This window comes from Streptomyces sp. NPDC021012 (assembly GCF_044333355.1).
Taxonomy (GTDB): Bacteria; Actinomycetota; Actinomycetes; order Streptomycetales; family Streptomycetaceae; genus Streptomyces.
Genome location: NZ_JBIRQU010000003.1, coordinates 622,159 through 634,109, shown reverse-complemented (window position 1 = coordinate 634,109; position 11,951 = coordinate 622,159). Strand labels below are relative to the sequence as shown.

At 70.8% G+C, this 11,951-nt stretch carries 7 protein-coding genes; 4 read left to right on the top strand and 3 right to left on the bottom strand.

Going from position 1 to position 11,951, the window contains the following annotated elements:
• Positions 1–51: 51 nt before the first annotated feature.
• Together ACH4TP_RS12685 and ACH4TP_RS12680 are read right to left on the bottom strand one after the other, a co-directional pair.
• The gene (locus ACH4TP_RS12685) at positions 52–1,878 is read right to left on the bottom strand and encodes an endonuclease/exonuclease/phosphatase family protein (RefSeq protein ID WP_398437473.1); all 1,827 of its coding nucleotides are present in this window, start codon (positions 1,876–1,878) and stop codon (positions 52–54) included.
• A 277-nt stretch (positions 1,879–2,155) separates the two neighbouring features.
• Positions 2,156–2,917 carry a MerR family transcriptional regulator gene (locus tag ACH4TP_RS12680; RefSeq protein WP_398437471.1) on the bottom strand — a complete coding sequence of 254 codons (762 nt, stop codon included), beginning with the start codon at positions 2,915–2,917 and terminating at the stop codon, positions 2,156–2,158.
• Between the two features lie 301 nt (positions 2,918–3,218).
• Between ACH4TP_RS12680 and ACH4TP_RS12675 the strand changes: the two genes are divergently transcribed.
• The gene (locus tag ACH4TP_RS12675) at positions 3,219–4,331 is read left to right on the top strand and encodes a dispase autolysis-inducing protein (protein WP_398437469.1); all 1,113 of its coding nucleotides are present in this window, start codon (positions 3,219–3,221) and stop codon (positions 4,329–4,331) included.
• A gap of 92 nt (positions 4,332–4,423) precedes the next feature.
• On the opposite strand, the gene ACH4TP_RS12670 is transcribed toward ACH4TP_RS12675, so the two are convergent.
• Complete coding sequence (locus ACH4TP_RS12670; protein ID WP_398437467.1) at positions 4,424–7,336, bottom strand: glycoside hydrolase family 48 protein; 2,913 nt, start codon at positions 7,334–7,336, stop codon at positions 4,424–4,426.
• 274 nt (positions 7,337–7,610) lie between these two features.
• Between ACH4TP_RS12670 and ACH4TP_RS12665 the strand changes: the two genes are divergently transcribed.
• From ACH4TP_RS12665 to ACH4TP_RS12655, 3 genes are all read left to right on the top strand, one after another.
• Positions 7,611–9,170, top strand: a complete 1,560-nt coding sequence (locus ACH4TP_RS12665) for a cellulase family glycosylhydrolase (protein ID WP_398437465.1) — start codon at positions 7,611–7,613, stop codon at positions 9,168–9,170.
• 15 nt (positions 9,171–9,185) lie between these two features.
• Positions 9,186–10,940, top strand: a complete 1,755-nt coding sequence (locus tag ACH4TP_RS12660) for a glycoside hydrolase family 6 protein (RefSeq protein ID WP_398437463.1) — start codon at positions 9,186–9,188, stop codon at positions 10,938–10,940.
• Between the two features lie 287 nt (positions 10,941–11,227).
• Entirely contained in the window at positions 11,228–11,845 is a 618-nt protein-coding gene (locus ACH4TP_RS12655) for an endonuclease/exonuclease/phosphatase family protein (RefSeq protein ID WP_398437461.1), read from the top strand.
• Positions 11,846–11,951: the final 106 nt, after the last annotated feature.

Sequence of the window (11,951 nt, the reverse complement as noted above, 5' to 3'; positions counted from 1 at the left end):
GCCAACACCGGGATCAGGACGATTCACGCACGGGCGATGTCAATCCCCGTCTCAGGGGACGAGGCGGACGACCTGCGGGTCGTGGTCGCTGGCCTGGTCGGCGAACTCGCTGTTGACGTGGACGATGTCGTAGTCGTACGAGGTGAGGGCCGGGCTCGTCAGGATGTGGTCGATGGCCTGGGAGTTGCCCTGGTAGACGTAGGTGTAGCGCTCCGCGGCCGGGAGGGTGCCGACGAGCGGGGTGAGGACTCCGCCGGAGGTCAGCGTGGTGACCGTGCGGGAGAACTCGAAGTCGTTGAGGTCGCCGAGGACGACGACGCGGGCCGAGGGCTGCACGGCGAGGATCTGCTTGACGAAGCCGTTGACCTGCGTGGCCTGCTGTCCGCGCTGGGTCTCCGAGGAGCGGGCCGGCGGCTGGAAGCGGGAGTGCAGGGGCTGGTCGCCTCCCTTGGAGGTGAAGTGGTCGGCGACGACGAACACGGTCTTGCCCTGGAAGGTGAACTCGCCGACGAGCGGCTTGCGGCTGGCGTTCCAGGCGGAGTCGGACGGGTTGATCCGGCCGGGCGAGACCGACAGGGCGGCGGTGCCGGCGTTGTCCACGACGGAGACGGCGGTGGTGGAGCTGCCGCCGGGGCGGTCGGTGAAGCCGACGCGGGCCGGGTTGTAGAGGAAGCCGACGCGGATGTTGCCGCCGGGCTCGCCGCCGTCCTGGTCGTCGACCGGGTTGATCTGGCGGTACTGGTAGGCCGGGCCGCCCGCGGCCGTGATGGCGGCGATCAGCTTGGCGTAGGTCTGGTCGGCGGCGACGACGCCGTCGTCCGTCACGCCGTTGTTGTCCTGGACCTCCTCCAGGGCCACGACGTCGGGCGAGGCGAGGTTGCGGACGATCCCCGCGGCGAGCCGGTCGAACTTGCTCTGCGGGTCGGTCGGGTCGAGGTTCTCGACGTTGTACGTGGCGACGGCGAGCTCGCCCGCGGTCTGCGCCCGGGTGGTCTCGGGGGCGAGGGCGTTGTCGGTGAGGGTGCCGAGGGTGGTGGCCTGGATGCCGTAGCCGCCGAAGTTGTCGTAGTCGAGCGGTCCGGCGGTCGTGCCGCTGAGGACGTCGCCGACGTCGGCGACCGGGAAGGCGGAGCTCAGCAGGGACTCGACCTTGACGCGGCCGACGTTCTGGGAGGCGTACGAACCGTAGACGGTGCCGCCGCGCGGGGTGGCGTGCTCGTTCGGGTCGGCGGTGACGAAGAGTTCGCCGTAGGGCGTGGTGGCGCCGACGACGCGGGCGCCGCCCACCTGGACGCGCATGCCTTCCAGGGACTCGTAGAGGTCGAGCGCGTACGTCGAGGGGGCGAGGGTCAGGCCCTCGATGGAACCGCCCCCGGCGTCGGGTGCGTACGCGTCCGGGATCGAGGCCGCGTCCAGCGTGAAGGCGGCCGGGAGCGCGTTGCCGGTGGAGAGGGTGGAGGTGATCGTCGCGGAGGTCAGTTCGGTGACGGACTGGCCGCCCTCGGCGGAGCCGCCGGGGTAGTACTCGGAGACCGTGCCCCTGACGGTGACCTTGTTGCCGGTCTTGGTGGCGGGGGTGGTGGATCCGGTGTACACGAAGAGGGCTTCGCTGGTGGCCGCGTTGCCGTCGCCGATCGGATCCTGGATCCAGTATCCGCGGGAGGTTCCGGTGGAGCGGATCGCGGTCACGATGCCGGTGACGGTGACCTGCTGGCCGCTGTACGGCGAGAGCCGCTTGGCGCCCTGGACGGCGGCGATGGTGACGGTGGCGGCGTGCGCGGGAAGCGCGAGGAGGCCGGCCGTGAGGGAGCCGACGAGGGCGGTGGCGGCGAGCAGGCCGGTGCGGCGGCCGCGGACGGGTATGTGACGGGAGGTCATGGGGGTGCCTTTCGCGAGGTGTCGTGGAGGGTTCGCGGAGCACCGCGCCGGGTGTGCGTGGGGGACACACCGTGGCGGCAGGGCAGTTGTAGTGGCGGCGAATGGCGCGGAGGGAACCGGAGGATGTGCTGCGCGTGTCACTTCTACGCGCGTCGCACAGTGTGCCCGTCTCGCCATGCCCCTGTCACCACCTCCCCGTCTCCTCGCCTGACGGGCCGAGCCCCCTCCGCCGCGCAGGCGGGAGGGGGCTCGGTCCGGAGTCACGGACGGGCGGGCCTCAGCCCAGCCGGGTGTCCGCGTAGACGTTCATGGCCCGCTGCTGGTACTCGGCGAGGCCGACGGCGATCTTGTCGAAGTTCTCGCGGAACCGGTGGTCCTCGGCGTAGGTCTTCGCCAGGCCCCGGTACCCCTCGGCGTTCGGGGTCCAGAAGCGGCAGACGTCCCGGTAGTGGGCGTCCACCTCGACCTGGACCGCCGGGTCGTCGGCGGGCGTGCCGGCGGCCATGTGCTCGGCGAAGCGGATCATCTGGGCGGTGGCCTCACGCTGCCACTGCTCGGTGGTCTCGGGGCTCATCCCCTCGATGACCTGCCGGGACTGCTCGTACGCCTCCGGCCAGCGCTCCCGCGTCTCGGCCTCGATCGCGGGGTCGGGCCGGAAGCCCTCGAAGAGGTTCTCGGGGCGGTTGATGCTCACCATGTCCTGGTCCTCGTTCTCCTGGAGTTCGGCGATGGTGCGGGCGACCGTGCGGGCCAGGGTGCCGAGCCGGTCCCGCTCCGCGAGCAGCCGGGCATGGTGCTCGCGCAGGACGGTCACGCGGTCGGCCCGGCTGTCCAGGACCTCCCGGATCTCGCGCAGGCCCACGTCCAGCTCCCGCATGAGCAGGATCTGCTGGAGGCGCAGCAGCTGGGGCTCCTCGTAGTGGCGGTGCCCGTCGCTCGCGGTCCACGCCGGCTCCAGCAGACCGATCTCGTCGTAGTGCCGCAGCGTCCGGGAGGTCACCCCGGACATCCGGGCCACCTCCGCGATCGACCAGGCCATGACGGTGTCCTCTCCTTCGCCGGGGCCGGTGTTCCGGCCCCGTTCGAAGACCGTAGGGGTTGCCGCCGCGTCAACCGCAAGTGTGCTCCGGCGGGGCCCTGACAGGACTTCGGCGAAGCTTCGCCGCATGTGCGTCGCGCGGAGTTCTTGCTCTCTCCACCGGCATTTCACGAAGATCCTTCGTCAAGAAGCTTTCCAGTCAACAAGTTTGGCAAATGATCATGCTGACCAAGATCACCTCCTCCGGATAGAAACAAGATCAACAAGCGCCTGTGCGCCCCACCCCACAAGGGAGGCAACCATGAAGCGAACCGGCATCGCCGTCATCACGGCCGCCGCCGCTCTCGCCCTCGTCCAGCCGTCCGCCGCCATCGCGGCCACGGGCTCCGGCTGGACAGCCCCGACCTGCAACCGCGTCGTCGGCGACGGTGCGGTCACCTTCACCACGGACGGCGGAGCGAGCCTCGCCGGCACCACCGGCACGCTCAAGCCCATCAGTTACACCCACGGCCTCGTGGCGCTCGGCGCCCCCGGCACGCTCCTCGCCACGCGCAACAACGAGCTCCAGCGCTCCACCGACGCCGGCTGCAGCTGGACCCACGCCGCCACGCTGGGCAGCGAGACCACGCGTCTCACCGCGGGCAGCGGGACCCGCGCCTTCGCGTGGGAGCCGAACGGCGGCTACCTCGCCCGCGTCGACGGCACCACCGTCACCCCGCTCACCTCCCCCGTCGCATCCGTCATCGGCGTGGGCACCGACCCGGCCGACCCGAACCACGTCCGCCTCGCGGGCGGCGACGGCCGCCTGTACGACTCGCGGAACGCGGGCGTCACCTGGAGCACCACCGGCACCCCGGCCTTCCCCGCGGGCACCGGCGTCTACTCCGTCTCGTTCGACCCGGCGAACCCGGACCACGTCGTCGCCGGCGCCATGATCCGCGGCGGCGCGGTGACCACGGACGGCGGCGCGACCTGGACCGCCTCCACCGGGCTGACCTCCGGCGCCTCCGCCAACCTGTTCGCGACGGCCGTCTCCCCCGCGAACCCCTCGTTCGTCTACGGCATCGGCGTCGACCTCGCCGAGGCCGTCCCGGGCTCCGGCAACGAGGGCCGCCACCTCTACCGTTCGACGGACGGCGGCCGCACCTTCGCGAAGGTCCTCGACGACACGGCGGAGCACAAGCTGACCAACAGCACCCTGCTCGCCCCGAGCCCGTCCGACGCGAACGTGCTCCACTTCGAGTACGGCACGTACTTCATGGGCTACGGCACCGACCTGTTCCGTCTCGACACGGCCACGGGCGCGCTCACCAAGACCCACAACGCCTTCGACGGCGTCTCCGCCATCGCCTTCAACCCAGCCAGCCCCTCGGTGATGTACCTGGGCGTGGAGGAGGTCGGCACCCCGGGCTGACGGCTCACGTGAACGCCCGGAGGCCGGGCGGTCCCCTCTCGGGGGCCGCCCGGCCTCGTCGTACGCGGAGCCCGCTCTCGCGGGGCGGACCGTTATTCGAGGAGTTCCGCGTACGAGCCCATGGCCAGGGCGATGTCCGCCTGGGCCCAGAACCGGTGGTAGGTGAAGACGGGCGCGGCGCCGCCCGCCAGGTAGGCCTCGACCTTCGGCCAGGCCGGGTCGTTCTTGTAGAAGGAACGGATGGAGGCGAAGGTCGACGAGGAGTTCACCGCGTCGCCGTTCGGCATGGTGCCGGTCCAGCCGCTCGGCACGTACACGGGGTCGTCGAAGCGGTTGTAGTCGGCACGGGTCTCCGGGACGGCGATGCCCAGGGCGTCCCGGTGGTGGTCCCACATGCCGTCGAGGAGGGCCTTGGCGACGCGCTTGGCCTCGGCGTGGCCGGACCTGGCCGCGTAGTAGGTGAGGGTCTTGGCGTAGGCGGCGGCCACGCCGACGTCGTCGGTGTAGTCGGCGACGGTGACGTGCAGTCCGGCGTTGGCGCCGGGGTTCGCCGCGTTCCAGGTGTCGGGCGCGCCGGACCACTGGAGGGTGGAGGGGACGCGGTAGGTGCCGTCGGGGTTGATCGTGGTCTTCGACAGGGCCCAGGAGACCCACTTGTCGAGGACGGTCTTCGCCTTGGCGTCACCGGTCTGCTGGTAGTACTCGGCGACCCGCTCCATGGACCAGGCCTGGAAGCCGAACCACTGGTTGGACGGGGGGTCGTGGTAGACGGGCTGCTCGTCGTAGTACATGCCGTGGAAGGTGGGGGTGCCGGCCGGCGGGGTGGCGTAGCGCCCCTGCCAGCTGTTGGTGGCGCCGCCCGCGATGGCGCCCTCGTCGGACTGGAGCCAGCGGTAGAACTCCAGCTGCCGGCCGAGGCTGGTCGCCCAGTCGGCCTGACCCGTCGCCGACTTGGGCTTCAGCGGGGCGTAGGAGCTGAGCGCGTAGGCGGCGAGGGGGTTCTGGTAGCCGCTGTGGTTGTGGCTGGAGCCGATGCGCCAGGACCAGCCGGCCGAGGTGTCGGTGGCGCCGCCCCAGGCGTAGTACCAGGACAGCAGGTAGTGGGCGCTGTCCTTGCCGGTGCCGGCCGGGCAGGCGGTCGGCCCGACGCAGTTCCCGATCTTCTTGAAGTACTTGTCGAACATGGCGTACCGCAGGTAGTCGCCCATCTTGGCGGCCTTGCCGACGGTCGTGGCGACCTGGGAGCCCTTGCCCTGCTCCTTGGCCCAGAGGTCGGCCCAGTAGGCGGCCTGGACGGCGCGGGCGTCGGCGTCGGGGGCGTCGGTGAACTTCCACTGCTTGGCGTACGAGGAGTCCCCGGTGAAGAGGTCCAGGTAGCCGTTCTTCCCGCCGAAGGAGAAGTTGTCGCAGGTGGGGTGGGTGACGGTCTCCCAGACGGACTCCTGCGGGCCGCGCTGGAAGGTGTTGATGTACGAGGGTCCGGTCGCCGTCCGTCCGGCGGAGCACTTCCCGGGTCCGTTGCCGTAGCCGTAGACGTTGTCGACGTCCTGGATCCAGTGCATGCCGTAGAGGTCGTCGGTGCCGTAGGCGCTCTTCAGCTCGGCGGCGATCGGGTCGGAGCCCGAGGCGACGCCGGAGTCGAGCCTCGCCGGGTACTGGGAGGGCAGGTCCCACTCGGGGGCGTACGTCGCCGGCTTCGAGGCGTTGTAGGAGGAGGTGGTGGGCTGGTCGGCGTGGGTGGGGATCATGAACTTCTCCATGGTCTCCCAGGCGCCGTTGAACTTGGTCCAGTCCCCGGTGATCTTCCCGTACATGGCCTGGAGCCAGATGAGGTAGCTGTACGCCTCCGAGGTCGTCTCGTGCCCGTAGTCGGGGGCCTCGACGATCAGGGTCTCCACGGAGTGGTACGGGATGCCCTCGGGCGAGAAGTAGCCGTTGGCCGGGTTGGTGATCTTCCCGTGGAGGTCGAGGAAGCGGGCGTCGTACGTGGAGTCCGCGGCCAGCTGGGCGACGGTGACCTCGGCCTTGGCGTGGCCGGGGGCGGTCGCGGTGAAGACGGCCGAGCCGGTGCCGGTGGCCGCGGCGGCGACGGTCACCTTCTGGGCGGTGCTCCAGTTCGCCGGGGTGAAGGTGAGGCTCGCCGGGGTCGCGGTGAGGTTGGTGTTCCCGGAGGTACGGGAGACGCTCACCGTGACGTTGGCGGTCGGGGCGGTGGAGAGCTTCAGGTCGAAGGTGCCGGTGGAGCCCTGCCGTACGCCGAGCTGGGTCGGGGAGGCGACGAGCGCGGGTCCGGCGGCGACCGTGATGCCGACGGGCGCCGACTCGGCGGAGGCTCCGAGGCTGTCGTAGGCCTTGGCGTAGAGGGAGTGGGCACCGGTGGCGAGACCGGCCGCGCTGTAGGTGAAGGGCGCGGTGGTGTCGGTGCCGAGGAGGGTGGTGTCGCTGTAGAACTCCACCTTGTTCACGGTGGCGCTGTCGGCCGCGGCGGCGGTGGCGGCGAGCGGCACCGCGTCGCCCTCGGTGTAGACGGCCCCGGCGGTCGGGCTGGTCAGGACCGCGACCGGGGGCTGATGGGCGCCGGCGCACGGGGTGCCGTTGACGGCGAAGCCGGTGGGGGCGGCGTTGGTCCCGCTGTAGGCGAACTGGGCGCCGGTGGTGGTGGCCGCGCCCGCGGCGAGGGTGCCGTTCCAGGACGCGTTGGTCACCGTGACGTTCTTGCCGGACTGCGACCAGACGCCGTTCCAGCCGTTGGTGAGTTTCTGGTCGCCGGCGTAGGAGTACGTCAGCGTCCAGCCGTTCAGGGGCTCGGCGGCGCGGTTGGTGAGCGTGAGTTCGGCGGTGAAGCCCGAACCCCAGTCGCTGGTCTTGTAGTCGACGCTGCACTGGACGGCCGCCGCCTGGGCGGTGGTGGCGCCGACGGCCGTGAGGCCGAGGGGGAGGGAGAGCGCGGCGGCAAGGGCGGTCAGCTGTCGGCGCGGTCGCGTTCTCGGTCGTAAACGTGACATGCGGGCGGTTCTCCTCGCGGCTCGGTGGGGTCGGTGATGCGAAGAGCGGAAGGTGCGACAGTCAAGCTCTGAACCAGTGGGAGCGCTCCCACTGTGCAGGGGGGGTCCTATGCCGTCAAGGTGCGTGCGGAAGTCGAAGCCAAAAGCCGGGGAATTTACACAACTCCCCTTTTGCTTGACGTCAGTTGGCGCTACGGTCTGCCCGACCCAGTGGGAGCGATTCCGTCCGGCCGGCACACCGTCAGGGGTGTGCCCTCGCTGCGAGGACTCGCTCATGCGACATCCCCCACGTCTGTCCGCGCTGCTCGCAGGAGCGGCGCTCACGATGGCGAGCACCGCTCTCGCCGTCATGGGTACGGCCTCCGGAGCCGCGGCCGCACCCGCCTGCACAGTCGAGTACGCGGTCGTCGGCCAGTGGTCCGGCGGCTTCCAGGGTGCCGTGACCGTCACCAACAACAGTGCCGCGCTGAGTGGTTGGAGCCTCGGCTTCGACTTCCCGGCCGGCCAGGTCGTCGGTCAGGGCTGGGGCGGGAAGTGGTCCCAGTCCGGGACCTCCGTCACGGTCGTCAACGAGAGCTGGAACGGCGCGCTCGGCACGGGCGCGAAGGTCTCGGGCGGCTTCATCGCCTCCTGGACGGGCGCCAACACGGCACCCACCGCGTTCACGCTCAACGGCACACCGTGCGCCACGGACGCGCCCCCGACACCGACCCCCACCCCGACCACCCCGACGACTCCACCGACCACTCCCCCATCGACTCCGACGACCCCGCCCACCACCCCGCCGACGACACCCCCGACCACCCCGTCCCCCGTCACCGGCGCCCCCGAACTCACCGTCTCCGGCGCAAGGTTCACCGACCAGAACGGCGCCACCCGCCGCCTCCTCGGCGTCAACCGCTCCGGCGGCGAGTTCATGTGCGTCCAGGGCTACGGCTTCTTCGACGGTCCCGTCGACGACGCCTCCGTCCAGGCGATCGCCGGCTGGAAGGCCAACACCGTCCGCATCCCCCTCAACGAGGAGTGCTGGCTCGGCCTCGACAACATCAAGCCCGAGTACCGGGGCGCGAACTACATCGCCGCCGTCAAGGACCTGGTGGCCAAGGTGCTCGCCCACGGCATGACCCCCGTGATCGACCTGCACTGGACCCACGGCCAGTACACCGGGAACTCGGCGGGCTGCTCCGACGTGCACGCCTCCTGCCAGAAGCCGATGCCGGACGCCCAGTACACCCCGGCGTTCTGGACCTCGGTCGCGAACACCTTCAAGAACGACCGGCGGGTCGTCTTCGACCTGTTCAACGAGCCCTATCCGGACCGGGCGACCTCCACCGCGGCGCAGGCCTGGTCCTGCTGGCGCGACGGCGGCAGCTGCCCCGGCATCGGCTACGAGGTCGCCGGCATGCAGGACCTGGTGGACGCCGTCCGCGCCACGGGGGCGAAGAACCTCGTCCTCGTCCCGGGAATCGCGTACTCCAACGACCTGAGCCAGTGGCTCGCGTACCGCCCCACGGACCCGGCGGGCAATCTGGCCGCCGCCTGGCACGTCTACAACTTCAACACCTGCTCCGACGAGACGTGCTGGAACACCGGTCTCGCCCCCGTGGCCGCCCAAGTGCCGCTGCTCGCGGGCGAGATCGGCGAGAACACCTGCGGACACGCCTTCGTCGACCGCGTCATGAAGTGGTTCGACGACCGCGGCCTCTCGTACCTGGGCTGGACCTGGAACACCTGGAACTGCAACTCCGGTCCCGCGCTGATCACTTCGTACGACGGCACCCCCACCTCGTTCGGCATCGGGCTGCGCGACCACCTGCGCGCCCTCACCTCCTGAGAGGAACCCCATCCCATGAGCCGCACCAGCCGTACCGCCCTCCTGGCGGCCCTCGGCCTCGTCACCGCGACCGGGGCCACCGCCACGGTCTTCGGCACCACCGCCGGCGCAGCCACCCCGGGCTGCAGGGTCGACTACAGCATCACCAACCAGTGGAACACCGGCTTCGGCGCGAACGTCGTCGTCACGAACACCGGCGACCCGACGTCCTCGTGGACCCTGGAGTGGACCTACGCCGGCAACCAGCAGGTCACCCAGGGCTGGAACGCCACCCTCACCCAGTCCGGTGCCGCCGTCACCGCCAGGAGCATGTCCTACAACGGGGCCCTCGCGACCGGTGGTTCGACCTCCTTCGGCTTCAACGCCTCCTACAGCGGCACCAACGCCGTACCGGCCGCCTTCAAGCTGAACGGCGTCACCTGCAACACCGCCACACAGCCGACCGACCCGCCGACCACCCCGCCCACCACTCCCCCGACGACCCCGCCGACCACACCTCCCACCACCCCGCCGGCCGGCACCAAGGCCGACAACCCCTACGCCGGCGCCAAGGTGTACGTGAACCCCGAGTGGTCCGCGCATGCGGCGGCCGAGCCCGGCGGCACCAAGGTCTCCAACCAGCCCACCGGCATCTGGCTGGACCGGATCGCCGCGATCAACGGTTCGAGCACCTCCATGGGCCTGCGCGCCCACCTCGACGAGGCCCTCAAGCAGAAGGGCTCCGGCGAGCTGGTCGTCCAGCTGGTCATCTACGACCTGCCGGGCCGCGACTGCGCCGCGCTCGCCTCCAACGGCGAGCTCGGCCCGACGGAGATCGGCCGCTACAAGACCGAGTACATCGACCCGATCGCCGCGATCCTCGCCGACTCCAAGTACGCGGGCCTGCGGATCGTCGCCACGGTCGAGCTCGACTCGCTGCCCAACCTGGTCACCAACGTCTCCGGGCGCGCCACGGCCACCGCCAACTGCGACGTCATGAAGGCGAACGGCAACTACATCACCGGCGTCGGCTACGCGCTCAAGAAGCTCGGCGCGATCGCCAACGTCTACAACTACCTCGACGCCGGCCACCACGGCTGGCTGGGCTGGGACGACAACTTCGGCCCCTCCGCCGAGCTCTTCAAGCAGGCGGCCACGGCCGAGGGCTCGACCCTCTCCAACGTGCACGGCTTCATCGTCAACACCGCCAACTACAGCGCCCTGAAGGAGGACCACTTCACCATCGACGACAGCGTGAACGGCGTCTCCGTACGGCAGTCCAAGTGGGTGGACTGGAACCGGTACACCGACGAGCTGTCGTACGCGCAGGCCATGCGCGCCAAGCTCGTCTCGATCGGCTTCGACTCCCACCTCGGCATGCTGATCGACACCTCCCGCAACGGCTGGGGCGGCACCGCCCGGCCCACCGGCCCCGGCGCCACGACCAGCGTCGACACGTACGTCAACGGCGGCCGTTACGACCGGCGCATCAACCCCGGCAACTGGTGCAACCAGGCGGGCGCGGGCCTCGGCGAGCGGCCCCAGGCGGCCCCGGCCGCGGGCATCGACGCGTACGTCTGGATGAAGCCCCCGGGCGAGTCCGACGGCGCCTCCAAGGAGGTCCCGAACGACGAGGGCAAGGGCTTCGACCGGATGTGCGACCCGACGTACACGGGCAACGTCCGCAACGGGAACAGCATGTCGGGCGCGCTGCCGGACGCCCCGCTCGCGGGCAAGTGGTTCTCGGCCCAGTTCCAGGAGCTCCTGAAGAACGCGTACCCGGCGCTGTAACCCCGCCCTGCAACCCTGCGCCGGACGGCCCCGGGGGATCCGGATCCCCCGGGGCCGTCCGCGGGGGAGGACCTGACGAACACCGCTCGTGATCTTTGCGCGCGGCCCGGCGGTGCCGTGTTCCGCTCTGTTCGCGATGATCGCCATGACACCCGTGCAGGCCCACGCCGTGGAAGCCCGGCCGGTACCCGTCACGGCGAGCGGCAAGTACGCGCTCAGGCCCGTGGGCGCCGGCGGTCTCTCCGTGTCGGTGGAGGTCTCGACCACCGGCAGTCGACAAGTCCTCGGTGAAGGCCGCCAGGACCTGCGACAACGCCGGTTCGGCGGAGTCCGGTTGGAAGGACCGCGGCTCCTACGGCATCGGGCTCGCGGTGCCGGACGCCAACGTCTGGTACACCTCGTACGACCTGCCGTCGCCGCAGAACCGGACCATCGGCACCGACTGGGTGCGCATGGAGCAGCGGACCGCGATCTGCGCCGTCCTCCCGGCCCAGGCCCTGCAGTTCTGCACGGCCCACTTCAGCGCCGGTCTGTCGACGGACGACGCGGACGGCTCCAAGCGCGGGGAGCAGGCCGCGAAGCTCCAGGAGATCGTCCACGCGTACACCCGGCCCGGCTATCGGACCGTCTACGGCGGCGACCTCAACTCCGTCCCGCCGGACTCCGCCTCGCCGGACGTCCCCAAGGACGTCGTGGCGTCGGCCTACGCGGCGGACGAGGAGTGCGACGAGGGCCTGTCGGCCGCACGACCGCGTGACGGCCGGGCCACGAAGCCGCTGGCCACGCGCAGCATCAAGATCGACTACCTGTTCGGCCCGTCCGCCGGGACCGTCGTCTCGTGCGACGTGACGGCCGACGCGGACGAGTCGGACCACTACCCGATCAAGGCGCGGTTCGCCTTCTGAGCAGGGCGGTGGCACGAACGGCCCCCGGTCCGAGGAGAGGCATGGGGGCCGTGCCGGCCGACCACGACACGACGGGGCGCGCTCCCGGAGGAGCCGCGAGACCGGC